Source organism: Actinocorallia longicatena (assembly GCF_039534125.1).
Classification (GTDB): Bacteria; Actinomycetota; Actinomycetes; order Streptosporangiales; family Streptosporangiaceae; genus Actinocorallia; species Actinocorallia longicatena.
In genome coordinates this window covers 456,411-482,403 of the sequence record NZ_BAAAUV010000001.1, presented here as the reverse complement: position 1 = coordinate 482,403, position 25,993 = coordinate 456,411, and the positions used below count along the sequence as shown (strand labels likewise).

25 protein-coding genes are annotated in these 25,993 nt (G+C 70.1%); 17 read left to right on the top strand and 8 right to left on the bottom strand.

Annotated elements, in window-relative coordinates; genetic code table 11:
• Positions 1–298: 298 nt before the first annotated feature.
• A complete protein-coding gene (locus ABD785_RS02105; protein ID WP_344821442.1) occupies positions 299–1,714 on the bottom strand; it encodes an AAA family ATPase in 1,416 nt (471 codons plus the stop codon).
• 646 nt (positions 1,715–2,360) lie between these two features.
• Here ABD785_RS02105 and ABD785_RS02100 point away from each other — a divergent pair.
• A complete protein-coding gene (locus ABD785_RS02100) occupies positions 2,361–4,457 on the top strand; it encodes a restriction endonuclease (RefSeq protein ID WP_344821440.1) in 2,097 nt (698 codons plus the stop codon).
• Between the two features lie 254 nt (positions 4,458–4,711).
• Here ABD785_RS02100 and ABD785_RS02095 read toward each other — a convergent pair whose 3' ends face one another.
• Entirely contained in the window at positions 4,712–5,014 is a 303-nt protein-coding gene (locus tag ABD785_RS02095; RefSeq protein ID WP_344821438.1) for a hypothetical protein, read from the bottom strand.
• A 123-nt stretch (positions 5,015–5,137) separates the two neighbouring features.
• On the opposite strand from ABD785_RS02095, the gene ABD785_RS02090 reads away from it, so the two are divergent.
• The gene (locus ABD785_RS02090; protein WP_344821436.1) at positions 5,138–5,968 is read left to right on the top strand and encodes an IS5 family transposase; all 831 of its coding nucleotides are present in this window, start codon (positions 5,138–5,140) and stop codon (positions 5,966–5,968) included.
• 1,028 nt (positions 5,969–6,996) lie between these two features.
• On the opposite strand, the gene ABD785_RS02085 is transcribed toward ABD785_RS02090, so the two are convergent.
• Positions 6,997–7,581, bottom strand: a complete 585-nt coding sequence (locus tag ABD785_RS02085; protein ID WP_344821434.1) for a TetR/AcrR family transcriptional regulator — start codon at positions 7,579–7,581, stop codon at positions 6,997–6,999.
• Between the two features lie 180 nt (positions 7,582–7,761).
• Between ABD785_RS02085 and ABD785_RS02080 the strand changes: the two genes are divergently transcribed.
• The 7 genes from ABD785_RS02080 (at position 7,762) to ABD785_RS02050 (ending at position 12,050) form a co-directional block, all read left to right on the top strand.
• The gene (locus ABD785_RS02080) at positions 7,762–8,502 is read left to right on the top strand and encodes a hypothetical protein (RefSeq protein ID WP_344821432.1); all 741 of its coding nucleotides are present in this window, start codon (positions 7,762–7,764) and stop codon (positions 8,500–8,502) included.
• Positions 8,499–9,266 (top strand): hypothetical protein, encoded by a 768-nt coding sequence (locus ABD785_RS02075; RefSeq protein ID WP_344821430.1) that lies wholly within the window; start codon positions 8,499–8,501, stop codon positions 9,264–9,266. The genes ABD785_RS02080 and ABD785_RS02075 overlap by 4 nt, the downstream gene beginning before the upstream one ends.
• Positions 9,263–9,886, top strand: coding sequence for a cytochrome c oxidase subunit 3 (locus ABD785_RS02070; protein WP_344821428.1), 624 nt, complete (start codon positions 9,263–9,265; stop codon positions 9,884–9,886). The genes ABD785_RS02075 and ABD785_RS02070 overlap by 4 nt, the downstream gene beginning before the upstream one ends.
• Positions 9,887–9,889: 3 nt before the next feature.
• Positions 9,890–10,186: a cytochrome C oxidase subunit IV family protein gene (locus ABD785_RS02065; protein ID WP_344821426.1), complete on the top strand. Its 297-nt coding sequence runs from the start codon at positions 9,890–9,892 to the stop codon at positions 10,184–10,186.
• 25 nt (positions 10,187–10,211) lie between these two features.
• Positions 10,212–10,625, top strand: coding sequence for a globin family protein (locus tag ABD785_RS02060; RefSeq protein WP_344821424.1), 414 nt, complete (start codon positions 10,212–10,214; stop codon positions 10,623–10,625).
• A gap of 512 nt (positions 10,626–11,137) precedes the next feature.
• Positions 11,138–11,860, top strand: coding sequence for a DUF3618 domain-containing protein (locus ABD785_RS02055; RefSeq protein ID WP_344821422.1), 723 nt, complete (start codon positions 11,138–11,140; stop codon positions 11,858–11,860).
• Positions 11,861–11,894: 34 nt separating this feature from the next.
• A complete protein-coding gene (locus tag ABD785_RS02050; protein ID WP_344821420.1) occupies positions 11,895–12,050 on the top strand; it encodes a DUF4235 domain-containing protein in 156 nt (51 codons plus the stop codon).
• 199 nt (positions 12,051–12,249) lie between these two features.
• Here ABD785_RS02050 and ABD785_RS02045 read toward each other — a convergent pair whose 3' ends face one another.
• The 3 genes from ABD785_RS02045 to ABD785_RS02035 form a co-directional block, all read right to left on the bottom strand.
• On the bottom strand, positions 12,250–13,524 hold the full coding sequence (locus tag ABD785_RS02045) for an FG-GAP repeat domain-containing protein (RefSeq protein ID WP_344821418.1): 1,275 nt from the start codon (positions 13,522–13,524) through the stop codon (positions 12,250–12,252).
• A 79-nt stretch (positions 13,525–13,603) separates the two neighbouring features.
• Positions 13,604–15,841, bottom strand: coding sequence for a SpoIIE family protein phosphatase (locus ABD785_RS02040; RefSeq protein ID WP_344821416.1), 2,238 nt, complete (start codon positions 15,839–15,841; stop codon positions 13,604–13,606).
• Between the two features lie 4 nt (positions 15,842–15,845).
• Positions 15,846–16,580 carry a CBS domain-containing protein gene (locus tag ABD785_RS02035; protein ID WP_344821414.1) on the bottom strand — a complete coding sequence of 245 codons (735 nt, stop codon included), beginning with the start codon at positions 16,578–16,580 and terminating at the stop codon, positions 15,846–15,848.
• Positions 16,581–16,759: 179 nt separating this feature from the next.
• On the opposite strand from ABD785_RS02035, the gene ABD785_RS02030 reads away from it, so the two are divergent.
• The 4 genes from ABD785_RS02030 to ABD785_RS02015 all read left to right on the top strand — a co-directional run bounded on the left by ABD785_RS02030 (position 16,760) and on the right by ABD785_RS02015 (position 20,579).
• Positions 16,760–17,299 (top strand): DoxX family membrane protein, encoded by a 540-nt coding sequence (locus tag ABD785_RS02030; protein WP_344821412.1) that lies wholly within the window; start codon positions 16,760–16,762, stop codon positions 17,297–17,299.
• Positions 17,300–17,518: 219 nt separating this feature from the next.
• Positions 17,519–18,565, top strand: a complete 1,047-nt coding sequence (locus tag ABD785_RS02025) for an NAD(P)-dependent alcohol dehydrogenase (RefSeq protein ID WP_344821410.1) — start codon at positions 17,519–17,521, stop codon at positions 18,563–18,565.
• Positions 18,566–18,683: 118 nt separating this feature from the next.
• Positions 18,684–19,637: an Acg family FMN-binding oxidoreductase gene (locus ABD785_RS02020; protein ID WP_344821408.1), complete on the top strand. Its 954-nt coding sequence runs from the start codon at positions 18,684–18,686 to the stop codon at positions 19,635–19,637.
• A gap of 72 nt (positions 19,638–19,709) precedes the next feature.
• Complete coding sequence (locus ABD785_RS02015; RefSeq protein ID WP_344821406.1) at positions 19,710–20,579, top strand: universal stress protein; 870 nt, start codon at positions 19,710–19,712, stop codon at positions 20,577–20,579.
• A gap of 30 nt (positions 20,580–20,609) precedes the next feature.
• Here ABD785_RS02015 and ABD785_RS02010 read toward each other — a convergent pair whose 3' ends face one another.
• Positions 20,610–21,617: a C40 family peptidase gene (locus ABD785_RS02010; RefSeq protein WP_344821404.1), complete on the bottom strand. Its 1,008-nt coding sequence runs from the start codon at positions 21,615–21,617 to the stop codon at positions 20,610–20,612.
• A 184-nt stretch (positions 21,618–21,801) separates the two neighbouring features.
• Between ABD785_RS02010 and ABD785_RS02005 the strand changes: the two genes are divergently transcribed.
• The gene (locus tag ABD785_RS02005) at positions 21,802–23,196 is read left to right on the top strand and encodes a tetratricopeptide repeat protein (RefSeq protein ID WP_344821402.1); all 1,395 of its coding nucleotides are present in this window, start codon (positions 21,802–21,804) and stop codon (positions 23,194–23,196) included.
• Between the two features lie 242 nt (positions 23,197–23,438).
• Positions 23,439–24,209: a DUF6585 family protein gene (locus ABD785_RS02000; protein ID WP_344821400.1), complete on the top strand. Its 771-nt coding sequence runs from the start codon at positions 23,439–23,441 to the stop codon at positions 24,207–24,209.
• An 81-nt stretch (positions 24,210–24,290) separates the two neighbouring features.
• On the opposite strand, the gene ABD785_RS01995 is transcribed toward ABD785_RS02000, so the two are convergent.
• Positions 24,291–24,839 carry a TetR/AcrR family transcriptional regulator gene (locus ABD785_RS01995; protein ID WP_344821397.1) on the bottom strand — a complete coding sequence of 183 codons (549 nt, stop codon included), beginning with the start codon at positions 24,837–24,839 and terminating at the stop codon, positions 24,291–24,293.
• Between the two features lie 86 nt (positions 24,840–24,925).
• Between ABD785_RS01995 and ABD785_RS01990 the strand changes: the two genes are divergently transcribed.
• The gene (locus ABD785_RS01990; protein WP_344821395.1) at positions 24,926–25,321 is read left to right on the top strand and encodes a nuclear transport factor 2 family protein; all 396 of its coding nucleotides are present in this window, start codon (positions 24,926–24,928) and stop codon (positions 25,319–25,321) included.
• 328 nt (positions 25,322–25,649) lie between these two features.
• Entirely contained in the window at positions 25,650–25,991 is a 342-nt protein-coding gene (locus tag ABD785_RS01985; protein ID WP_344821393.1) for a phosphopantetheine-binding protein, read from the top strand.
• The last annotated feature ends 2 nt before the right edge of the window (positions 25,992–25,993 follow it).

The window sequence follows — 25,993 nt, the reverse complement described above, 5'->3', positions numbered from 1 at the left end:
GGTCGTGCTCGCGGCAGTAGGCGAGGCCTTCGGCCAGATGGTGCTCGGCGTCGGCGAAGCGCCGCAGGCCGCTGTGCAGGGCGACCAGGTTGCTGAAGGCCCGGCCGGCCTGGTCCTGGTGCCGTCCGGCCAGCGCGGTCTCCAGAGCGAGGCGCAGCCCGGGCTCCCATTCCGCGCCCAGGCCGAAGGCGGAGACCGCCAGGGTGTTCAGCGCGCTGCTCAGAACGTCGGTGGCGTCAAGCCGCTCGGCCAGCGCCTGAGCCCTCTGCGCGTGGTCCCGCGCCGCGTCGTGCTCGTACTACAGCATCTTCTGGTTGGCGAGGGTGGCGTAGGCCCAGGCGAGTTCGACGCCGGGCCCGAGAGGTTCCAGGACGGCCACCGCGGCCTCGGCGGCGACGGTCTCGCCGTGGCACATGTTCCAGCTGATGCGCGACAGCCGCCGGAGGGTGTCGCCCTCCCGGAGCCGGTCGCCGGCGACGCGCCACTCCAGGAGCGCACGTTCGCAGGCCTCGGCGGCGTCCTGCCACTGATCGAGCAGCGCCGCCTCCTCGGCGAGCCCTTCATACAGCTCGGCCAGGGTGGCGGCGTCGGCGTCAGCGTCGGCGGCGAAGCGCAGCGCCCGCCGGTACTGCGCCGCGGCCTCGCGGTGGGAGGCCAGCCAAGCCGCGCGGCGAGCGGCGGCGGTGGCGTGGCGCACCACCGCAGGCGGGTCGGCGGCGGCCTCGGCGTGGAAGGCCATCCGGGCGTCGTCGTCGCAGCCCTGAGCATCCAGCGTCGCCAGGACCATGGCGTGGATGCCTCGACTGCGATGGAAGGAAACCGCTCCTTCAATGGCGAGACGAGCGATCTCATGACGGAATCGCAGCCGGGAGTCGTCCCAGATGACGAGACTGGAGGCGATCAGCTCGTCCATGACGGGGGAGGGGCAGGGGACCACCGACTCCAGCAGCCGTGACTCGACCCTGCTGCCGGTCAGCGCGGCGGTGTCGAGGACCTCGCGAGCGGCGGGGCTGAGACGTGCCGCCCGTGCCAGGACCGCGTCGCGTGCCGATCCGGGCACCCCGGGCGTCCCGCTCCGGACGACCTCGGCGACGTAGAAGGGATTGCCTCCGGTCAGGCGGTGCAGGGTGGCGGCGTCCGCGGCGCTGCCACCAGCCAGCACGTGCACCGCCCTTGCGGACAGGGGTGCCAGGTCGATGCGCCGGGCCGACCGCTGAGCGGCCAGATCGCCCAGGGCGACGCGCAGCGGGTCGGACGCCGCGAGGCCGTCGCTCCGATAGGTGACCAGAAGAAGAACGGCCGCTCGGTGCAGTCGCCGGCCGAGGAAGCGCACAAGGTCGAGGGTGGCCTCGTCCGCCCAGTGGACGTCCTCCACCACGACCACGTCGAGCGTGTCCGGATCGCCGACCTCGCGCAGGAGCCCGCGGAACAGCTCGTCCCTGCCCGCGCCGGCACGCGACAGCTCCAGCAGGGTGCCGCCGAGCTGTTCGGCCACATCGAACAGCGGTCCGAGCGGGCGCGGGGTGGACAGCCCGTCGCACGCACCCCACGACCAGCGCGCCTGCGGCAGATCCCGTTCGCACTGCTCGAGGAGGGCGGACTTGCCGATCCCCGCCTCGCCGCCGACCAGGACCAGCCGTCCCGCCCCGCGCCGAGCCTCGGCCGCGTACCCGGCCAGTGCCGCCGTCGCCGTCTCCCGTTCCAGCAAGCGCATCCTCGTAGTATCCGCCACCGCGGCGCGGCCACGTGAACGCGTCACGCCGGAGCCCGGGCGCGCGGTCCCCGGCACTCATCAGGGCCTCTGACGCGGGCAGGCGAGTCGCTCGGTGCGGCCCTCGAGGCCACCGATAAGGACCGCTAGCTCGAGGCCGTTGCCGTATACCGGAAGCCGCCGGGCGTCAGCCGACCGGCCGTGAGGCGAACCGGCTCACGGCTCGAATGTTTGACGTCCATGTGGATCATGTCGCCGGGAGCGGCGCGTTCGTAGCGCTGGTGGCTTTTGCGTGGCGCGGATCGACTGGCCGGTCGTAGTCGGCCAGGACTTTGTCCTTGATTTCCGCCGGGGTTCGGGAGGGGCGGCTGCGCGGCCCCTGTGGCGATCGGCCAGCCCTTCCCATCCCTCGGCCCGGAATCGCAGCATAGATCTTGATATCGCGTGCGAACAGCCAGAACGTCTACGTGACCGTGGTTTTGTGCCATTTGTTTCTTTTATCTGTATTTTGTGACGTGTGCTGACAGCATCAGAAGCATTGGAGGTCTCATTTTGGTGGAGGCTTTCCCGGTCGGTCGGTATTGACGCATATCGTTGACGATGGTGGTGTCGGCGACGGGTGGGGGATATGGCGAGGCGGCAGGGGTTCATGGCCACGGTCGCGCGGATGCAGCGTGAAGCGGCTCGCGCCGAAGCCGCCAGGCAAAGGGCCCAGGCGGCGGGCCAACGGGAGGCCGCTCGGGCTCAGGCCGCATACGAGCGGTCTGTGGCCGCCGACGAAAGGGAACGCAAGCGCCTGTATGGCGAAGCTCGTGCCGCAGAAGCCGTGGCGATGAACGAAGCGATCGCTCAGCGCATCGCTGAACTCGACTCCATTCTTATTTCTGGTCTCGGCCGGAACACGCGATTCTCCGTCGACAAGCTCAAGCAGCCGGCCGAAGTGGGGCCTTTCGACCTCGGCGCGGCAGGGCCTGTCGAACCAGCGCCCCGGCCTGAGCAGTTCATGCCGCCACCGCTGACCGGACTGTCCAAGCTCCTCAACGCGGCTCGCCACGAAGAAGAAGTTCGACAGGGGCAGATGGCCTATCAGCAGGCATGCGCTGAACACGCCCGGCGGGAACAGGGCCGGCAGGCACGGCTTGCCGAACTCCAGCGGCGGCATTCCGAGCGGGCCGCGGTAGTGATGGAACAGGCACGACAGCAACATGCGGAGGTGGACGCCTTCAAGCGAGAACTCGCTGAAGGTCGACCCCAGGCGATCGTCGCCTACTTCGACCTGGTCCTCACCGCCGCCGAATACCCCGAAGGTCTCCCCGAGCAATGGCGGTTGGCCTACGTTCCGGAATCGGCTCAACTCGTCGTCGAGTACGAACTGCCGCCGATCGACGTCGTTCCGACCGCGAAGAACTATCGCTACGTGAAGACCTCCGACTCGATCACCGAGACTGCTCGCCCGGCCACGCAGATCAAAGCCCAGTACACCTCCGTGGTCGGTCAGGTCGCTCTGCGGGTGGTGCGGGACATCCTTACGGCAGACGCTGACAGGCAGGTGGCGACCATTGTCTTCAACGGCATGGTGAGCACCATCGACGCGGCCACCGGACGTCCGGTTCGGCCGTGTCTCCTCACGCTCCGTACTACACGCGAGACCTTCTCAGAACTCGATCTGGCCCGGGTCGAGCCGGCCGCATGCCTTAAGCACTTGGGCGCCGGGGTCTCACGAAACTCCGCTGAACTCGTGCCGGTCCGGCCGGTGCTGGAGTTCACCATGGTTGACCCACGTTTCATCGAGGAGTCCGATGTTCTCGGCGAGCTGGACCAGCGGCCCAACCTCCTGGAGATGAGCCCAACCGAGTTTGAGGGGCTCATTTCTAACCTCTTCGCCCGAATGGGACTCGAGACGCGCCAGACCAGAGCGTCGAGAGACGGAGGCGTTGACTGTGTGGCCTACGATCCCCGCCCGATCATGGGAGGCAAGGTCGTCATCCAGGCGAAGCGATATCGGAACACGGTCGGAGTTTCGGCCGTCCGCGACCTTTACGGAACCCTCCAGAATGAGGGCGCCTCCAAGGGCATTCTCGTCACGACCAGCGGATACGGTCAGGCCTCCTACGACTTCGCCAAGAACAAACCGATCGAACTGCTCGATGGAGCGAACCTGCTCTTCCTACTCAAGGAGCACGCCGGGATAGAGGCCCGGATCACCGCTCCGGAGGGCTGGCACGACCCCAGGCCGGACAGCACCTCTCCGAGCACGGGCACCGATCCTGCCCCGCAGCCAGACGAGCTGCGGAACGGCCAGAATGTCAGAGTCACCGGAGGGCTTCTGCGCTTCGACTTCGCTCTGCCATCGCCTGAGCACGACCCCTGTGCGCTCCTCCTCGGCTCTGACCGGCAGGTCAGAGCCGACACCGACTTCGTGTTCTACAACCAGCCCGCCTCACCCGATGGTGCGGTCGTCCTAGACGCTTCTGGCAAGAGCATCCAGATCGATCCCAGCCGGCTGGCCACCGACGTCTCCTCTGTACTTGTTGTGACGAGCGGACCACCGGGATCCGTCCGGCTCACCGTGACCGAGCGGGACGGCACTGTCCGTGCGCTCCTTTCAGACGCCGACACCGAAACCGTCCTGATCTGCGCCGAGCTCTACCGCCGCCAAGGCGCATGGCGACTGCGCTCCGTCGGCCAGGGATACGCCGACGGCCTCGCCGGTCTCGCTAGAGATCATGGTGTCGCAATCTCCTAACCGACACCTACTCGCGGCGACTGGAACCGCCGACGCCGCCACAGCTCGCTCGGCATGATTATCATCTGGCAGCTATCTGGTGGCCGGGACGACGCGAGGAGTGATCGCCTCAGACGCGATCAGTTCATCGCGGGCGGCTTTGATGAAATCGTTCTCGGCTGTTGCCGCAGCGTGGATGAGCTCGTCGGATCTCATTCGGGAGAGGCGAGGCTGGGTCGGGTGCGGACGTTCTTTGGAGTGGTGGGCCGGGTGGGTCAGTGATTGGGGATTTTGAGGTAGACGGGTTTGCTCAGGGAGGAGCGGTGGGTTTGGGAGCCCAAATAGGCGGTTTTCTGGGTGGCGGGCTCGATGAAGTAGAGGCGCCAGTGGGCCGTGCGGGGTTTGGTGGTGGCGGTGTAGTCGAAGCGTTTCGTGGTGAGCCGTTCGCAAGGGATGCCGCGGAGGTTCTTCCAGGCTGTGGAGTTCGGCAGGCGGTACTGGATGCCGATGCTGCAGGGGCCGCGGTCCTTGGTCTTGTTGGTGAAGGAGAGCCAGGTTCCGTGGACCTTGCGCTGCATGCGGCCCTGGAGGTGGACCGTCCAGTGCTTCTTGCCCTTGCGGCCTTCGAGGACTCGTTTGCCAGTGAGAACGTGTTTGACATGTGACCGTCTTGCTACGGCACGTGATGCTAGGTGTGGTGGGTGCGTTGCCCCACCTACCCCTCGGACCTGACGGACGCGCAGTGGGCGTTGATCGAGCCGCTGCTGCCAGCCGCGCACTGGGACGGCCGTAAGGAGAAGCATCCGCGCCGGGACATCGTGGATGCGATCTTGTATGTGAACCAGACCGGATGCGCGTGGCGGTACCTGCCGGTCGACTTCCCGCCCTGGCAGACGGTCTACTGGCACTTCCAACGTTGGGAGGAACGCCGCGTCACCGAGAAGATCGTGGACGTGGTGCGGCGCCGTCTGCGCCAGGACCTGGACCGCGACCCCGAGCCGTCGGCCGCGGTGATGGACTCCCAGACCGTCGACGCCGCCGACACCGTCGGGGCCGACACCCGCGGCTATGACGCAGGGAAGAAGATCAACGGACGTAAACGGTTCATCATCACCGACACCCAGGGCTTACTGCTGGCAGTGATGGTCCGTCCCGCCTCGGTCCAGGACCGAACGGGAGCGACCAGCCTGCTGCTTGGCCTGGTCCTGTTCTTCTCCTGCCGGACCGTGTTCGCCGACCAGGGATTCTCCGGACGCTTGGTCACCTGGGCGGCCGACGTCCTGCGCCTCACCCTCCACATCATCGGCAAACCCCCAGGCCAGAAAGGCTTCCAAGTCCACCCACGCCGCTGGGTCATCGAACGCACCAACGGATGGCTCCTCCTACGACGACGCCTGGCCCGCGACTACGAACGCCACCCCACCACCAGCGAAGCCCTCATCCGCTGGGCCGCCATCGACCAGATCACCCGCCGCATCACCCGCGGCCACCCCGCCACCCGCCCCGGACCACGACCCCTCGAACACCTCTAAACAATCAGCTCTCAAACACGTTCTGAGACCGTAGAAGCGGGTGGGCCAGAGTGCGTTGTAATCGCCTCGGGCGGTGGTGGCGGCGTAGCGGTCGGTGCCGGCGAAGGTGACGGTGAAGCTGCTGTTGCGCTGGTCGGCCGGGCCGGACAGGGTGAAGGTGCCGTCCGGTCCGCTCGTGATATCGCCGCGGGGGATCGGGGCCTGGTTCCAGCGGTGTTCGGTGACGGTCAGACGGGCGCCGGGGAGCGGCTGGAACCTGTGCAGGACCGGGTCTTCGTAGAAAAGCTGTCCGCGGAGGGAGAAGGATTCGCCGCGGTCGGCCCAGGCCAGCCCGGCGTGACCGGGGACGTTGCCCCGCAGATTGCCGGTGAGGTCGAGGCCTCCGTCCGCCCGTGGAGTGCCGATGGCCGTGTACAGGGGGTCGGCGGCGGCCGCGGGATGCGCGGGGGCGCAGAAGGCTGTCGTCAGGGCGACGGCGGACAGGATACGAAGGGACAAATCGGCTCCAGATCTTGAGGTGACGGAGATCGTAGGGCCAATCCGGCCCGGACCGCCACCCGCAGGTCAGGTGGTGCGGAGCAAGGCGTAGCGGACCAAGCCTCTCGATGGTTGGGGACGTTCCACCAAGATCGAGCGTGGGCGGTCCAGCAAGTCCGGCGACGCCGCTCTCCGATCGGACCCTTCTAGCGATCGACCGCCGGAGGCAGACCGTGGTGTCCGCCCACCAGATCCTCGGTCCGCAGAGTGCGATGTGGTACGAGCCGGTGGACGGGTCGGCCGCCACGCGGAATTCCGGCGAGCGGCGGTGGGCTGTTCTACGCCCACGGCGTTGACGAGAAGGTCGGCACTCGCGTCCTTCTTGCACCTCGGCCAGGTCACTCACCTGAGAGCCGCAGGGTTCGAACCCATACCGGTGGGCGGGCCTTCCGCTCCTTCGTCATCGGCAGGACCCAGCACGCATTGCGCCGCCGGGCCGACAGCCGATGGTCAGTTGGCCGGAGAGCGACGGCTCTGACGTCGCGTCGGGTTCAGGGGCGGTGGCCGAGGATCAGGACCGCGACCTCGGCGGCGAGGGGGGCGGCCAGGGGGCGGTCGCAGTTGCGGGCGGCCCAGGAGCGGATTCCGTCGCCGACGAGGATCTGGGCGGTTCGGGCGGCTTGGATGATGTCGAGGTCGGCGGGGAGTTTGCCGTCGCGGTGGGCCTGCTGGAACGGCTGGAGGAAGAGGAAGGAGAGGTCGGCGTCGGTGGCTCCGGCGGCCAGGGCGCGGCGTTCGATCCGGTAGGACTCGATGACGGCCTCGAACACGAGGTCGGGCGGGTAGCGGCGCATTCCCTGTTCCAGGACGTCGATGACGGCCTCGATCAGGTCGACGAGCTCGTACGGGCGGGCCGCGAGAGTCTCGGCGGCGGAGTGGGCGTCGCGCATGGTGAACACCTCGATCTCCATGAGGACGTCCTCGCGGCGGGCGAAGTAGACGTAGAACAGCGCCTTGGAGACCCCGGCCGCCTTGCAGATGTCGGTGACGGTGGTGCCGGCGAATCCCTTGGTCCGCCACAGCGCCAGGGCTCCCTGCACGATCGCGGCCCGGCTGATGTGCGATCGTGCCCGCACCGGGACGCTCCGTCCCTGACGCTGGTCAGAACCTGTCTCCGTCGTATTTCCGCCCATAGGGGCCAACCTTAGCCCATCCCTATTATTGACGGTCGTCAGAAATCGGGCCATGCTACGGCTGCGGCAAGCCTCTTCACGTCAGAAGAGAATGTCGTTCTCGCTTGGAGAAGGGAGCAAGGCATGCAGGTCCTCACCGAGGCCGAGGAGAAGGCCGTCTCGGCGATGCGGGCTCAGCAGGTGATCTTGTGGTCGGCGCCCGTGCTGGCATTCGTCCTGCTGGTGCTGTTCGTGGCGTTTCCCGGTTTCTTCCCGCCGATGTCGCCGGACATGAGCGCGGCCGAGGTCGGGGAGTTCTACCGGGACAACACCGGGATGATCCAGTTCAGCATGGTCGGCTTCAACCTGCTGGGCATCCTGATCGTCCCGTTCTTCGTGCTGATCATGGTGCAGATGCAGCGGATGCGCAGTGAGAGCCACATCTACGCCTTCTCCTACCTCACCGCGGTGGTGGCCGGGGCGACCCTGTTCGCGTTGTCGAACATCTTCTTCGCCGTCGCCGCCTTCCGTCCCGACCGGGGTGACGACCTGACCCAGGTGCTCAACGACATGGCCTGGATCATCTTCATCGCGCCCATCGGGATGCTGGTAGGCCAGTTCGTCCTGCTGGCGCTGGCCGTCTACGCCGACGACCGGAGCGCGCCGGTCTTCCCCCGCTGGACGGGCCACTACGCGCTGGCGACCGCGGTGGCCATGCTGCCCTCGGCCGGCGCGGCGGTCTTCCGCGACGGCCCGCTCGCCTGGGACGGGCTGATCTCGTTCTGGCTGCGCAACACGGCGTTCGCGGCGTTCGTCATCGTGATGTTCTTCCTGCTGCGGACCGCCCTGCGCCGCCAGGCCGAGCAGGAGGGGCTGCCGTCATGACCAGCACGGCCACGCTCCCCGCCGACGGGTCCGCCGCCCCGCAGAAGGCGGGCAAACGCGAGGTCTGGATCGTCTACTGGGCGTTCACGATCTTCTACCTCGCCCTGACGATCGGGGTCTGCTTCCTGGGGCGTGCCACTCCTCCGCCGCGCCCGGACGTCAGCCAGGCCCAGGCCGCGGCCTGGTTCGACCAGCACCAGCTCGGCATCCAGATCGGATTCACGTTCCTGCTGATGATCGCCGGTGGCGCCGCCATCGCCAACGGCATCGTCGGCTACTTCATGAAGCGCATGTCCTCGGGCAAGATGCTCGCCTACGCCTACATCGCCACGATGGGCGTCGGCGCGATCCCCGGATTCCAGGTCATCCTGGTGTGCTGGCTCACCGCGGTCTTCCGTCCCGACCGCGAGCCCCGCATCCTCTACATGCTCTACGACCTGGGGATGCTGTCCTACAACGGGTCGCTGGGCTGTTTCACCGCCGCCTACACCGTCGTCGCCATCGCCGTCATCTACGACAAGAACCACATCTTCCCCAAGTGGTTCGCCTACGTCACCATCTGGCAGATCGTCACCGAGCTCCTGGCCAGCCAGATGTGGCTGTACAAGTCCGGGGCGTTCGCCTGGAACGGCATGATCACCCTCTACCTCGCCCTCGTCATCTTCGGCGTCTGGATCACCTGCTTCCTGGCCCTGTTCCGCATCGCCGCCAAACGCGAATCCGCCCAGACCCCCGCCCTGTACGAGCCGGAGGGCTCACGATGACCGCGCCCAGCCCCCATCCGCCCAGCCCTCAGCCGCCCGTCTCCACCACCGCCCGCACCGAAGCCCAGGGCGGGGACCGGCGCCTGCCCGGCGACATCGACATGTGGGTGATGGTCCTGGGAGACCTGTTCTTCTTCGGCTGCTACTTCATCGTCTACATGGTCTTCCGCGCCCAGTCCGTCGAGGAGTTCTCCGCCGCCCAGCGGCACCTGCACATCGGCGTCGGGGTCGTCAACACCGTCGTCCTGCTCACCAGCTCCCTGTTCGCCGCCCGTGCCGTCATCGCCGTCCGCGAAGGGGCACTCGACGGTGCCCGGCGGCTGCTGTGGGCCACCGGCGGCTGCGGGGTCCTGTTCGTCCTGCTGAAGATCTACGAATGGCACGACGGGCTCAGCCACGGCCGCACCATCCACGACGAGTTCTTCAGCTACTACTACGTCTTCACCGGCCTGCACCTCGTCCATCTCGCCCTCGGCCTCCTCGTCCTCGGCGTCGCCCTCCGCGAACTGCGCGCCGTCGGCAGACAGCGGCCCACCATCGTCGAGCAGAGCGTCCTGTTCTGGCACATGATCGACCTGCTGTGGGTCGTCATCTTCGCCCTCCTTTACCTGATGAGGTGACCCATGCCCCCCACCACCACGGAAGCTTCCAAGCGGGACAAACGTGCCATCGGCGTCTCCTGGGCGGTGCTGGCCGCCGCGACCGTCCTCGCCTGGCTCCTCACCCCCGGCGAGTCGGAGGCCACCACGACCGTCGGCAAGGAACTCGTCGCCGTCATCGTCGTCCTCGCCGCCATCAAGGGCCGCCTGATCATCCGCTACTTCATGGAAGTCCGCCACGCCCCCCGCTGGCTCAGGCACACCACCGACGCCTGGCTCGCGATCCTCTGGACCACCCTGCTCACCCTCTACCTCATCTGACGGCCCGGCCTGTCGAGGACGGTTCATGAACGAGTCCCGTTCACTCACTTCTGCCTCGGCACCGGCCCCGCTCTTTCCGTTCACGCTGCTGGGACGGGCCATCGAACCCGAGCTGGGCGCGCTCGCGACCGAGGTCGTGGAGAACATCCGGGCCCAGGTCTCCGAACTGGCCCCCTTGTTCGATGGCCCGGCGGCCGAGCAGGCGAAGCGGGCCTTCATCGCGCACTTCGACGCGATCATGGACGGCTCGGCCCTGCGGGCACCGGCGGTCAACGGCTCCGCGCGCCGTGCCCATCAGGCGTTCGTGACCGGCGCCTTCCAGCAGAACCTCTCCCTCAGCAGCTGCCAGGGCGTGACCAGGCACTCGCGCAGGTACTTCGAGGGATCCCCTGTGCACTGGGCCCGATCGTCAACATGGCGGATGCCAAGCTGTCGCTGAAGTTCGCCCGCCGCGCCCTCGGCTTCATGAAAGAGGGCGTCCTGTCCGCACCGGACGACGTCCTCCGGTGCGACGACCACCTCGCGACGCTCCAGCTCCTCAACGACGAGGACGGCATGCGGATCCAGACGATTCCCTGTTCTTCGGCACAGCGGAGGCGACCGCGTCGCCTGGTCCAGGAGGCGGCTCGCCGACACCGGCCGAGCAGATCGGTGAGGGCCGCGTGTCCTCCGGGCCCGTCTACTGTCACCGCTCCGACCCGGCCCCGGCTCGTTTCGGACGGTGATGAGGGGGCAACGAAAGCGCAGCCTCGGCGTGGACGCCTGGGCGCGTGACCGGCGGAGGAGGATACGGCGATGGCGGACGGCACGGATCGTGAGTGGCGGCCGAGCTGGTCGAGCGGGCCTCCGAGCGGTCGCCTGCCACAGGACGGCGGTCCTGCCGGCGGCCGCTCCGGGAAGCCGTCGTGACCACCCGGCAGAACCTCAACGAGCTCAAGGAACGGACGCACGATGACCCACTCGACTTCTGATCCGGCATTCCAGCCGGGCGACACCCCGGCCACCGCTTCCCCTCCCCGTCCCAAGACGCCGCGCGCCACGAAGGCGGGGAAGGCCGATGAGGGTTCCTCCTCGGACACCCGGGCGCTGCGCGAGGAGATCGAGCAGACGCGCGGGGAACTCGGCGACACCGTCGAAGCCCTGGCGGCCAAGGCCGATGTGAAGGCACGTGCTCAGCAGACCGCGGAACGGCTCAGGGTGAACGCCCAGGCCGGGTTCGCCACCGCGACCGTCAGGGCCGCGGAGTACGCCGACCGGGCCGGTCAGGCGGTCCGGGACCCCCGGAACGCCGGGAGGCTCAAGGGCGGTGGAGCCGCCATGGGCGGCGCCGCCGTGCTGGGGGCCGCGGCCTGGGCGGTGCGGCGTCGCCGTGCCCGCAGGACGCGCTGGGAGAAGTCCGCCGACGCGGCCCAGCGGGCATTCGGGCAGGCCGCCGGATACACGCAGGCCGCGCTGCGCGGCGACCGGGCCGCCCAAGCCGCCGACCTGAGCAGGCGGGCGGCGAAGAGGGCGGCCGGGAACGCGCGGAAGGCGGCGAAGAAGGGCCAGGACCTGGTCCCGGCGACGGAGTCCTCCGGCAGGAAGGGCGTGACGCTGCTCGCGGTCGTCGCCACGGCGGCCGGAGTGGTCGCCTGCAAGAAGCTCCACTCCGACGGTGAGCAGCCGGTGTCATGATGTACCGAGGGTTGGCACGAGCCGCCGCGTCCCGATGACACCGACTTCTCCTGGTGAGGTCCTCATCGCCGCGACCGTGCAGGGCGCGATCGCCGGAGCGGTCCGGGCGGCGGTCCAGCGCGGTGGTGCCCAGGGCGTCCGCAAGGCCACCGGTTCCTGGCCCTCCGCCTGGAGAGCCCGTTCCGGGTGACGACCCGCGACACACGGCTCGGCGGCGTTCACCTGCCCGCCGGATCGCGGCTGATGCTGCTGTGGGGAGCCGCCGAGCCCGACGCCTACCCCGGCCCGGCGACCTGGACCGGCCCGCGATCCGATCCCATACCGCCTTCGGCCGCGGCGTCCGCTTCTGCATCGGCGCCATCTCGCACGCCCGGAGGCCGCTCCCGCCGCTAACCGACGAAGCGCCTCACCTTCGTGAGGGAGAGCCTGCCGTTCCTGACGCGGAACAGGTAGGTGACGCGGCCCTCGCCCGGGGCGCCCACCAGGAGGTCGGGACGGGGGGAACCGGTGTAGCGGGCGAAGGTCAGGGCCTTGCCGAAGTACTCGCTCTCGCCGGCCTCGCCGGGGACGCCCGGGGTGTTCTGGGTGATGCGCTGACGGCCCTTGGCGGTGAGGCCCTTCTGGGAACCGCGCAGCACCACCAGGGAGCCCGCGGTGGGCCTGCCGTCGACGGCGGACCAGTACTGCCCCACGACGATCTCCGAGCGGCCGTCGCCGTCGAGGTCGGCGGCGGCCAGGGTGCCCGAGGGGGTGTTGGGGACGCGCTTCAGCGGGCCGAGGCCCTTCCTTCCGCCGTAGCGCACCCAGGTGCGGCCCTTGGCGGTGCGGTCGCCCGGCATGAAGCCGCCGACCAGGTCGGTGAAGCCGTCGCCGTTCACGTCGGCCGCGATCGGGTCGATCCGCTCGGTGCGGCCCAGCGGCAGGGAGGGGCCGAAGCCGCCGGACTTGCGGGCGTACTGGACGCTGATCGTCTTGACGTCGGACTCGACGTCGCCGTCGGAGATGACGAGGTCGGGTCTGCGGTCGCGGTTGAAGTCGCCGAAGACGACCGTCGCGCCGGCCGCGTAGTGGCTCTGCGCCCCGAAGGCCGCGGTGGCCGCGTGGGAGGAGCCCTTGGCCAGACGGTCGAAGATCCGCACCTCGCGGGAGCCCTCGGCATGGAACCGGTTCAGGACGACCAGATCGGGACGGCCGTCGCCGGTAGCGTCCGCGGCCACCAGGCCGAACGTCTCGCGGACGAGGAGTTCGCCGTCCGGCTGCGGCAGGTGTCTCACTCGCTTGCCGGTCACGCCCTTGCGCGCTCCGTACAGGACCGTCACCAGGGGGCCGTCCCACTTTCCCGCCGTCGCCAGGCAGCGGTGCACGACGGCGAGGTCGGCGTAGCCGTCCCGGTCGAAGTCGGCCGAGACGGGGAAGGCGAGAGAGCAGGCGGCGGGATCGGCCGCCACCGGCTTGACGATGTCGCGTCCGATCAGCCTCGTGCCGTTGCCCTTGCGGGTGTAATGGACCTTCAGCATGCCCGTCACCTCGACGACGCGGTCCGCGCGGCCGTCGCCGTCGAGGTCCCAGGCGGCTGCCGGGGGTTTCGCCTGGGCGGGTGTCGCGACGGCGGCGGCGAGCCCAGCGGCCAGTACTCCGGAGCCTGCGGCAGCGAGCAGCTTCATGATCGAACCCTCCGTCTCGAGATGCTGCCCCTGGGACGCCGGAACCACGCGGAAAGTTCGGAGGATCTTCGGCGCGACGTCAGGAGCGGGAGAGGGACTTGGTGAACCAGACGGTCTTGCCGTTGTTGGTGGCGCGGGTGCCCCAGGTGTCGGCGAGGGCCTCGACGAGCTGGAGGCCGCGACCGGCTTCGTCGGTGTCGCTCGCCCGGCGGGGCTGGGGCTGTAGGGGGCTGTGGTCGGTGACCTCGACGGTGAGGTCGTGTTCGGTGCGGTGGACGCGCATGCGGATGGGGCCCTGCGCATGCCGGATCGCGTTGGTGACGATCTCGGAGGTGAGCAGGAGCGCCACGCCGGCCAGGTCCTCGCAGCCGGCGGTCTCGTCCCAGCACTGCAGGGTGGCGGAGAGGAAGCGGCGGGCGTTGATGACGGAGCGGGGGTCGACCGTCAGATAGGTGCCGGCCGTGGCGAGAGGGGTGGCAGGGAGGCGGACCATCAGCAGGGTCACGTCGTCGTCGTGGCCCTCGAGGTCGGGCAGGAGGGAGGACAGGACGCTGTCGGTGCTCTTCTCCAGGGAGAGACCGCCGTCGAAGGCGTCTTCGAGGGCGGTCGCCAGGATGTCGAGCCGGGTCTCGATGTCGGTGCCGCGGGACTCGATGAGGCCGTCGGTGTAGAACACCAGCGTCGATCCCGAGGGGACGGTGATCGTCGCCTCCTCGTGGGGGATCTCGCCGACGCCGAGCGGGACGCTGATCGGGGCGGGAAGCCTGCGGACGGTCCTGCCGTCGACGATGAGGACGGGCAGATGGCCGGCCGAGCAGATCGTCACCTCGCCCGCGTCGGGGTCCATGACCAGATAGGAGCAGGTGACGAGCTGGTCGGGGAGGTCGGCGACGATGGCGTCCAGGGTCCGCAGCAGCTTGGCGGGCGGCATGGCGGTGCGGGCCAGGGCGTTCGCGGCCGAGCGGAGCTGGCCCATCATGGCGGCCGCTTCGAGCCCGCGCCCCATGACGTCGCCGATCAGGACGCCGATGCGGCCGTCGGCGAGAGCGATGAGGTCGAACCAGTCGCCGCCGACGCCGGCGCCCTGGGTGGCGGGAAGGTAGCGGCTGGCGGCCTCGATCCGCGGCACCTGGGCGGGTGTGCCCATCAGGCTGCGCTGCAAGGTGAGCGCGACATGCCGCTGCTGTTCGTACAGGCGGGTCAGCTCACGTTCGGCGCGCCTGCGTTCTCCTATGTCGCGGACGATGGCGCAGCCGCCGATGATGGTGTCGTCGCGGCTGCGGACCGGCCAGAGCGTGACGTCGACGTCGAGGCCCCGGCCGTCGCGGGCGACCCGGATGGTGTCCAGGTGCTCGATGTGCTCGCCCTTGCCGAGCCGTTCCAGGAGGTCGGAGAGCTCCCCGTCGAGCCCGGCGGGGATGAGCATGCTCACCGGGGAGCCGATGGCCTCGGCGGCGGTGTATCCGTACATGTGCTCGGCGGCGGCGTTCCAGAACGTGATCGTGCCGTCGAGCGTCTTGACCAGGATGGCGTCGTGGGAGGACTGGACCAGCAGGGCGAGCTCGTTGACCTGCTGTTCGGCCGCCTTGCGTTCGCTGACGTCGCGGACGGCGGCGGACACGACGAGTCCGTCGGGTGTTTCGAGGGGGCTGAGGCTGATCTCGACGGGGAACTCGTGGCCGTCCTTGCGGAGCCCGTACAGGTCGAGGCCCGCGCCCATCGGCCGGACCTGCTGGTTCCCGGCGTAGCCCTGACGGTAGGCGGGGTGGTGGCCGCGGAACCGTTCGGGGACGAGGATCTCGATCGGCTGGCCGAGGAGCTCGTGGCGGGTGTAGCCGAAGAGGGTCTCGGTCTGGGCGTTGACCAGACGGATGACGCCCGTGTCGTCGACGATTACCATCGCGTCGGGCGCGGCCTCCAGCAGGGCCCGGAACCGCTGCTGAGCCGCCTTGCGTTCGCTGACGTCGCGGACGGCGGCGGACACGACGAGTCCGTCGGGTGTTTCGAGGGGGCTGAGGCTGATCTCGACGGGGAACTCGTGGCCGTCCTTGCGGAGCCCGTACAGGTCGAGGCCCGCGCCCATCGGCCGGACCTGCTGGTTCCCGGTGTAGGCGTGCCGGTGCAGGGGGTGGTGGCCGCGGAACCGTTCGGGGATGAGCATCTCGATCGGCTGGCCGAGGAGCTCGTGGCGGGTGTAGCCGAAGAGGGTCTCGGTCTGGGCGTTGACCAGGCCGATGACGCCCGCGTCGTCGACGATCACCATCGCGTCGGGCGCCGCCTCGAGCAGCGCGCGGAAGAGTCCCTCGTCGTCTTTCACGCCCTCAGTCGACACCCCCCAATCCGCTTCTGTCCGGCAAACCGCCACGATTCGTATCGGTATCGCAACGCATAGCGTCGGCCGTGTCGTCGACGAAGGTCATGTTCTCCACGACGCGTGTGACGCCCTCGACGGCCGAGGCCAGGCGCACGGCGACCGGAATGAGGCTCCTGCGGTCGACCTGCCCGTCGAGCTCGACGACGCCGTCCCTCACGCGGACGGTGAGGAGGTTGAGATCCTGGCGGAGGTAGTACTCCAGGACCTCCCGGGAGATCTCCTCACGGATCTCCGCGTCGGGGCGCAGGAAGACCTTCAGCAGGTCGGAGCGGGCGACGATGCCGGCCAGACGCCCCCGGCGGTCGACGACGGGCAGCCGGTTGTACCCGTGGAAGTCCATCAGGCAGGCGGCCTCGATGACGGTCGTCTCCAGGGTGACCGTGACGGCGGGGGCCGTCATCAGGTCGGCGGCGCGGAAGGCCTCGGCCTTGTCCCGCTGGCGGCGTCGCAGCCACGTCTCGGCCGGTGACGGCCGGTCGAGCTCCGGCGACTTGTACTCCTCCTTGGCCAGAAGGTCGGTCTCGGAGATGACGCCGAGCGGCCGCCCGTCGACCGGATGGATCACCGGGACGCCGCTGATCCGGCGTTCGGCGAGCAGTTTCACGATCTCCATGAAAGCCGTGTCCGGCAGGACCCTGGCCACGTCCCGGGTCATCACGTCCCCGACGGTCGTTCTCCTCATCACGCCTCCTCAGTGCCGTCTCTCCAGGCTCGCGTCCGTGAGCGGAACGGGTCAGTGCGACAGGTCCCGTCGAGGAGGGGACGGAGGTCCCATCGAGGGGTGACCTCCGGCAGCAGCCCCCGAAGGCCTCTGAGGCGGATGCTCGAAACGCAGGAAAAAGGACCCCCCAAGGAGTTGAGATGGCCACCACCGAGCGTCGGCACCACTTCATCCGGACCTCCCCGTTCACCGAGGCTCCCGCCGTCCGCTATGTCTGGGCGATCGCCCGGATCGCGCTGGGCTGGGTGTTCCTGTGGGCGTTCCTCGACAAGACCTTCGGGCTCGGCCACGAGACCGCCAAGGCCCAGGCGTGGATCGACGGCGGGCACCCGACCAGCGGGTTCCTGTCGAAGGCCGCGGCCGGTCCGTTCCAGGGCTTCTACAACGACCTCGCGGGCCACGCGATCGTCGACTGGCTGTTCATGCTCGGGCTGCTCGGCATCGGCACCGCGCTGATCCTGGGCATCGGGATGCGGTTCGCCGCCGCTGCGGGCGCGCTGCTGCTGGTCATGATGTGGAGCGCCGTCCTGCCCCCGGAGAACAACGTCCTCATGGACGACCACCTCATCTACGCCACCGTCCTGGTCGGCCTGGCCCTGGTCGACGCCGGGGACACCCTCGGCCTGGGCGGCTGGTGGGGGAGGCTCCCCTTCGTCCGCAAGTACCCGATCACCAGGTGACCGTTCCTTCGGCGAAGGCTCCGCTCCGGCGGGGCCTTCGCACGTTTCCGGCGGGGCACAAGACCCACCGCCGCCAAGATGCAGTATCCGCCGAGGGCCTAGGAATGGCCCGTCCGGCGGGCGTAAGCATGGGACAGGAGCGGAACTCCGGCCCTCGACGTGCGGCTTCGGCCGGTGGGGACAGGAGCGACCGAACGGCTCCGGTCGAGGAGGCCCTGGATGCGTGCGCTGCGCCTGCTGGAATGGAAGTCCGGCCCCGAGCTCGTCGAGGTCCCCGACCCGTCGCCCGGCCCCGGCCAGGTCGTGATCAAGATCGCCGGGGCGGGGGCGTGCCACTCCGATCTGCATCTGATGCGGGACTTCGAGGGCGGCCTGCTCCCGTGGGGGCCGCCGTTCACCCTCGGCCACGAGAACACCGGCTGGGTGCACGAGCTCGGTGACGGCGTGCGCGGTCTGAGCACCGGCCAGCCCGTCGCCGTCTACGGGGCGTGGGGCTGCGGGACCTGCATCCGCTGCCGGCTCGGCGTGGACAGCTACTGCGAGGATCCCGCCGGTGCCCCGGTCCCGTCCGGCGGCTGCGGGCTGGGGCTGGACGGCGGCATGGCCGACTTCATGCTCGTACCGGACGCCCGTCACCTCGTGCCGCTGCCCGAGGGCCTCGATCCCGTGGCCGCCGCACCGCTCACCGATGCCGGGCTCACGCCCTACCACGCGATCCGCCGGTCGCGGGAGAAACTGACGCCCGGAAGCACGGCCGTGGTCATCGGCGTGGGCGGCCTCGGTCACCTGGCCGTCCAGATCCTCAAGGCGACGACCGCCGCCCGGATCGTCGCCGTCGACAGCCGTCCAGAGGCGCTCAGGCTCGCCGAGACCAGCGGCGCCGAACTCGCCCTGTCCCCGGGCGACGAAGCCGCCGAGCGGATCCGCGCGGCGACCGGCGGCCGGGGCGCGGACGTGGTGCTGGACTTCGTGGGCGCGGACGCGACCCTGGCCCTGTCGGCCGGTGTCGTCCGCTCCGCCGGCGACCTGACGCTCGTGGGGATCGCGGGCGGAACCCTTCCGTTCTCCTTCTTCGCCCTTCCCTACGAGGTGTCCGTCCAGACGACCTACTGGGGCTCCCGGCCGGAGCTGACGGAGGTCCTCGACCTCGCCGCCCGCGGCCTGCTCACCACGGCCTGCACCACGTTCCCACTGGCGGAGGCCGTCGAGGCCTACCGACGGCTGGAGGCGGGCACCCTCCTGGGCCGGGCCGTCATCACCCCCTGAGATCGGCGGACACCCGCTCCTCCGGGGGACGAAGGTCCCCGCCGGTCGGGACGTTGGCCTGCCACGGGCGCGGCGGCATGCGGGGATGCTGCTGGCAAGGCCACGAGAGGAGCCGATGATGCCGTCCCTCGAAGAGACCATGACGATCATGGACTGGATCGGTGCCGCCACCAGGGCGCCGTCCCTCCACAACACCCAGCCGTGGCTGTTCCGGCCCGTGCCCGGGGGAATCGAGGTCCACGCCGACCTGACCCGCCGCCTGCCGTCGGCCGACCTCCGCGGCAGGGCACTCCACCTCAGCCTCGGTGCGGCGATCATGAACCTGCGGATCGCGATGCGGCGCAGCGGACTTCCGCCCCGCACCGTGCTGATGCCAGACCCCCGCCGCTCCACGCACGTGGCCACGGTCCTGGCGGACGGAGCGGCACCGGTCCGCGACGAGGACCGCGAGCTGTACGAGGCCATCAGCCGCCGCCGGTCCAACAGGGAGCCCTTCGAGGACCGCGTCCCGGCGGCGGCACGGCTCGCCGCCCTCGCCGAGGCCGCGCGCCGCGAACGGGCCGTCCTGGAGTTCGCGGGCGATCCGGAGCGCGACGCTCTGCTCAGCCTGGCCAGAACCGCCGGCACGCGGATGCGCGCCGACCCGGCCCACCGCGACGAGCTGCGGCGGTGGACCACCGACGACCCCTACCGGGAGGACGGTGTCTTCCTCGACGCGGTCGGGCCCCGGAGCGCGCGAGCCGCGTTCCCGCTGCGCGATTTCGCCGCGGACCGTGAGACCCCCGGCCGCCGGACCGCCGAGTTCGAGCGGGAGCCCTGCCTCGCCACGCTCTCCACCGCGGGCGACGGGCCCGAGGACTGGCTGCGTGCCGGCCAGGCTCTGCAGAACGTCCTGCTGGAGGCCGTCCGGCACGGCCTGGAGACCTGCCTGTTCACCCAGCCGCTCGAGGACCCGGCCCTGCGGGACCTGCTGGGCCACGACGGCCTCGCCGTCCAGGGCGTGGTCCGTATCGGCTACGGCCCGCCCGCCCCGCCGACCAGACGCCGCCCGCCCGAGGACGTGCTGCTCTGACCCGGCCGTCCCGCACGCGAGGCGAGGACCTTTGTCCTTTGTTCCGAGGCCGCCAGGCGGCACTGTTGAGGCATGAACATCACTCAGAAGATCGTGGTCGGGATCGACGGGTCGGCGGCCTCGATGGACGCCGTGAAATGGGCGGCGGGGGAGGCCGCTCTCCGAGGCCGGGAGCTGCGGATCGTCTACGCGATCGCGCCCTGGATCCTGGAGCCCTCCGCCGAGCCGCAGATCGAGGCCATGCGGGAGGTGCTGCGCGATGGGGGCCGGGACCTGCTGGAGCAGGCCGCCGAGCGGGCCGCTGAGATCGCTCCCGATCTCGGCCCGGAGACCGGGCTGGTGCCGGGCGGGTCGGCCGAGGGGCTGCTCCGTGAAGCGGAGGGACAGGAACTCCTGGTGGTGGGAGGGCACGGGCTCGGCGAGGTCTCCGGGCTGCTGCTCGGTTCGGTGAGCCTCCAGGTCGTCGCGCACGCTTCCGTCCCGACGGCGGTGGTCGGCCGGCTCCAACCGGGTGCGACGCTCGAAGTGGTGGTGGGAGTCGATTCGGCGAGAACCGCGCAGCCCGCGCTGGCCTTCGCCTTCGAGGAGGCGTCCCGCAGGAATGCGCGTCTGCGGGCGGTGCACGCCTGGACCCATCCGGTTCCGGCCGGCCCCGGCGCTCTGCAGCCGTTCGGCCATGACGAGGATCTGGCCGCCGAAGACGAGGCCGGGGTCCTGTCGGAGGCTCTCGCGGGCTGGCGGGAGAAGTACCCGGACGTCGAGGTGATCGAGGATGTCGTCCACGGCGGTGCGGTCAGGACGCTGACCGCGGCCTCCGCCCGGGCGGACGTCCTGGTCGTCGGCTCCCGCGGCCGTGGAGGCTTCACCGGCCTGCTCCTCGGCTCGGTCAGCCACGCCCTGTTGCACCGCACCCACTGCCCGATCGTCGTGGTCCCGTCCTGAACGGCCAGGCAGTAGCCGTAAGCGCGGTGGTCAGGTGAGGCGGACGCCGCCGGTGAAGGGGCGGTCGTCGATGGTGCTGATCCTGACGGTGTCGCCGGTCTGCGGGGCGTGGACCATCTTGCCGTCGCCGATGTAGAGGCCCATGTGGTGCAGGTCGGAGTGGAAGAAGACCAGGTCGCCCGGCTGGAGCTGGGCACGGGTGACGCGGGTGCCCATCTTCCACTGGTCGCCCGTGTAGTGCGGGAGGTTGATGCCGACCTGGGCGTAGGCGTACAGGGTCAGGCCGGAGCAGTCGAAGCCCTTGATGTTCGCTCCCTGGGCGGTCCCGAAGCTGGGGCCGGCCGCGTTGCCGCCGCCCCAGGAGTAGGGGACGCCGAGCTGGGCGAGTGCCGCGTTGACCGCTTTCATGGCCTTCGCCGAGGCCTTTCCCGGCTGGACGTTGGGCGGCGGGTCCTTCGGCGAGGCCGGCGGCTTGCCGAGCTTCTTGCGGACGCTCCTGAGAAGGACCTCGATCTTCCTGCGCTTGCCGTCGGACTCCTTGGTCAGCAGTCCGACCTGGGAGATCCGGTCATCGGCGGCCTTGCGCGTCCGCTGGACCCGCTGCAGCGCGCCGAGGACGACGGTCAGCCTGTCGTTGCCCTGGACGCTCAGGTAGTTGAGGGCCGAGTACTGGTCGAGCAGGCGCTGCGGGTCGTCCGTGGCGACCAGCGCCGAGACCTGGTCGAGGCTCCCGCTCATGTAGGACTGGGCCGCCAGCTTCGCCACGTCGCCGCGGAGCTCCTCGAACCGCGTCTGGGCCTGGTCGGAGGAGTCCCGGGCGACCTTGGCCGCCCGCTTGGCCCGCTGGAGCCGGACGGTCAGCCCGTTGTGCTGTTCCCCCAGCACCTCCAGCTCGTCGACCAGCTTCTTCTCCCGCACCGTCAGCTCCGTGCGGGACGGTGCGGGTTCCGCACCCGCCACGCCCGGAGCGGCCAGCGGTACGACGAGCACCAGCGATGCGGCCCAGCAGACGACCCGCACCGTTCCGCGACCACGCACCCGAGCCCCACCCTTCGCCATCGTCCGTCGGCAGCGGTACGGGTGACGCCGGACCACGGTTCAGCCGTTCCGTTCGGCCCTGCGCCGCGGGGTTTTCCCGAGTCTTTTGGAGGCCGTCGGGTCAGGGTCGGGGGCCGGGCCGTAAGGTCGGTTCCAGGGTGGACATCGAGCTGAGGCGGGGTGCATGGCGACGGATCGGCAGGGGCTGGCGTACACGGGGTCGGACGAGGCGGTGGCGCATTTCGATGCGGCGGTGCACGGCCTGCTGTACTTCCGTGAGGAGCTGCTGACCGAGTCGAAGGCCGCGCTGGAGGCGGATCCGACCGCGCCGATGCCGCAGGTGTTCGCCGCCTACCTGGGCCTGATGGGCACCGAGCCGGACGACGCGGCGGCCGCGCGGGCGGCGTTCGACGCCTACACCGCCTCCGCCGACCAGGACGCGTTCCTGCCCGCCGAGCGGCTGCACCTCCACGCGGCGCGGATCTGGCTCGACGGTGACATCCACGGAGCGGGCGCGGTGCTGGCCGGTGCCGGTCCGCGTGACGTCCTCGCGCTGGCGGTCGGCCACCAGATCGACTTCCTCACCGGTGACGCGCGGTCCCTGCGCGACCGGGTCGGCGGGGTGCTCACCTCGTGGAGCGCCGACGACGAGCACTTCGGGCCGGTGCTGGGCATGTACGGCTTCGGGCTGGAGGAGGCCGGGCACTACGACCGGTCCGAGGAGGTGGCGCTGCGGTCGGTTGAGCTGAACCCGTCCGACGTGTGGGCCGTGCACGCCGTCGCCCACACCCACGAGATGCGCGGCCGGTTCGCCGAGGGGCGGCGCTTCTACGACGCGCGGGTCGGCGACTGGGGGACCGGCAACTTCCTGGCCGTCCACAACTGGTGGCACTACGCCGTTTTCGCCCTGGAAAGCGGCGACACCGCCCGGGCCCTGGAGATCTACGACGCCTCCATCGCCGTGGGCTCGACCGCGATGGAACTGCTGGACGGCTCGGCCCTGCTCTGGCGGCTGCTGCTGCTCGGCGACACCGGACAGCAGGCCCGCTGGACCGCGCTCGCCGACGCGTGGGAGCCCAAGGTCGCCGTCCCGCACTACGCGTTCAACGACGTCCACGCGATCATGGCCTATCTGGGTGCCGGACGGATCTCCGCCGCCTCGGACCTGATCGAGGCCCGGTCGCGCTGGCTGGCCGAGCCGCACCCCGGCGTCGGCAACCATGCGATGACCGCCGACATCGGCCTGCCCGTCGCCCGCGCCCTGCTGGCCTACGCCTCCGGCGAGTACGCCTCGGTGATCGCGCTGCTGGCCCCGATCCGGCACCGGATCAACGAGTTCGGCGGCAGCCACGCCCAGCGCGACGCCGTCCAGAAGACCCTGCTGGAGGCCGCCCTGCGCGGCGGCGACCACGACCTCGCCCGGACCCTGATCAGCGAGCGCATCGGCGTGCGCCCGTGCAGCCCCTTCAACTGGCTCCAGCAGGCCCGCCTCGCCGACGCCCTCGGCCAGGCCGCCACCGCCACCCGAGCACGCTCCGAAGCCGCCGTCCTCAGCCACCGGTCACCGTCCGTCCCGTGAGGGCGCTCGCCCCCCGAACACTCCTCCGCCCACGGTGACTTCGCCGGTGCCGACCCGTCGCGGCGGAGGCGGTCAGGAACGGCTCCGACGTCCTGAGGATCCGCGACGTCCGCAGGCTTCCGGTGCCTACGAGGCGTTCCCCGAACTGCCCGCCCTCCTGCCGACCATTTCGCCTTTGCCTGCCGAATCCCCTTTCTGGCTTGTAAGATAAATAGACGTTTTCGTCTTTTTGGGGAGTGGTCATGGCGGAGACCGAGCGGCGGGAGCCGCCCGTGCCGGGTGAGGCCGTCCGGGCGGCGGCGGCAGGGGAGGGGCTGGGGCGGCCGCGGGCCTCCTACGGGCCGCGGTCGCGGACCGGGGAGATCGGAGCCCGGACCATGGTCGTCACGGTGGCCGGTCTCGTGCCCCTGGTGATCGGGTTGGTGTCGGGTGAGCTGCTCTGGCTGGTGGTCGGCGTTCCCGTCGCGGGGGTGGGAGTGCTCGGACTGCTGACGAACCGGACAGTGGACTCGCACAACGCCGGAATGGAACTGCACATCTTCGACAACGGCCTGGTCGTCGTGGTGCGAGGCCGGGCGGAGCACGTCTTCCGGTGGGACTCGATGACCGTTCTCCAGGAGATCATCAGCCACCGTTCCTACGGCGGGGTCCTCACCCACGTCTACACGCTGCGGAAGCCCGGGGGCGGCAAGGTCCGCATCGGGCGCGAGTTCCACGATCCGGAGGTGTGGGGGGTGCACATCCAGCAGTCGGTGACCGCGGCCCGGCTGCCGGACGCGCTGCGGCGGCTGGAGGCGGGCGAGGCCGTCGCGTTCGGGCCGATCGAGGTCACCGGGGAGGGGATCCGGGACGGGCGCCGCCACGCGTCCTGGGGGGAGGTCGAGGTCAGGATCGAGGAGGGCACGCTCTGCGTCGACGTCGGCAGGCGCGCCATCGTCTTCCGCTCGGTCGACGGCATCCCGAACCTGTACCTCCTTCTCGCCCTCACCGACCACCTGACCCGCACGCGATGACCCCGAGCCCCGGAACGCGATGACGGCGCGCCGGCGTTCCGGGCGATCTGCGGGACGGGGAGCACGGTGCGCGCCCGCGACTCACGGGGCCGGGTCGGCGGTGAGGGCCTGGAGGGACGGGCGGAGCAGCCCGGCGATCTCCTCCGGCGGGGTGTCGCGCAGCTCTTCCAGGTGCAGGAGCTGGTGGCCGATGGTCACGCCCAGCATGACCAGGGTGATGAGGGTGGCGCGCAGGCGCGCGTCGGTGCCGTCGAGTGAGGCTTCCAGGCGTCCGATCTGGGCGGTCAGGGCCGAGCGCGCCGAGGCGGCGGCCTCGGGATGGGTGAGCATCGAGCGGAGCATGGCCAGGGACTCGGGCGGCAGCTCGCCGAGCTTCCAGCCGAGCGTGCCCAGCACTTCCTCGACCGGATCGGCGGCCGGGCCCGGAGAGCCCGCGGGCTGGACGGCGCGGTCGAACAGGTGCTGCTTGCTGGTGAACCGTTGCATGATCAGTGCCGGGTCGACCCGGGCCGCCGACGCGACGCTCCTGATCGTGGTGCGCTCGTAGCCGCGCTCGGCGAACAGCCGCCGGGCGGCGTCCAGGATGCGCCCGTCGGTCTCGGCTCGGCGCTCGGCGCGGCTGAGTGTCATTCCTTGACTCTAGGCCGTCTCCCGCGGGCGCCGGTGTTTGCTCTACACTCGTTGAGTCATCACTTGTTGAGCGAATGGGGTCCATCATGGAAACGGTCCGCTGCTACTACGACGCGATGCGCCACACGTCGGCGGATGAGCTCGCCGACCTGTACGCCGAGGACGCCGTCCACGAGTTCCCCTTCCGGATGGCGGGGATGCCCGCCGCGCTCCATGGTCGAGAGGAGGTCCGCGCCGCCTACACCGCGTCGTGGGGGTCCACTCCGTTCCGGGTCGCGGACGTCGTCGACATCGTCGTCCGCCGCACCGACGACCCGGAGGTGGTCGTCTGCGAGCACATTGTCGTCGGCGAGGTCGCGGGGCGCCCCTTCACGATCCCGGGCCTGCTGGTGCTCCGGATCCGCGACGGCCTGATCGTCCACAACCGTGACTACATGGACGCCACGTCCGTCGCCCGCATGCGCGAGGCCGCGGCGGCCTGACGCGCCTCCTCCCGTCCTCCGGAAGGCCGCCCGGCGCACCCCTCCGCACAGGAGTTCGAGTGTTTCTGGCCGGAGTCGGTCAGCCCGGTCGAGGCTGATTTCACGGTTGTCAAGGCCGCGTTGCGGCTCTGGGTCGGGACCGGAAAGCCTGGACAGAACGGGTTACCGGCGGGTTACGCGGAGCGTCCGGGGCGCCGCCGAGGCCTGTCTTTTCATCCTTGCGACCGAAATCGGTCGGTGCGTACCCTCCCTGTGGGAGCGCTCCCATGACGTCGGCATTCGGGCCGGGACACGTCCGGGCGGAGAGCGCTCCCTCACGGGAGGATCGATGAACGAGGCGCTGACGCCCACCGAGGCCGCGGTGACGCGGCTGTGGGCGGAACTCCTGGAAGCCGAGCCGAAGTCACGGGACGCGGACTTCTTCGAGCTCGGAGGCCAGTCGCTCACCCTGCTGCGCTTCGTCGCCAGAGTGCAGGACGCCTACGGCGTCGAGCTGCCGGTCGAGATGCTGTTCGCCGAGGACCTGACGGTGGCCGTCGCGGCACGCGCCATCGACGAGTCGCTGGCCGAGGGCGCCGACGACGGCAGGCTCGAGGAACTGATGGCCGAGCTCGACGCCCTGAGCGACGAGCAGGTCCGCGCACTGCTCGCCGAGGGCGGAGACCGCTGAGG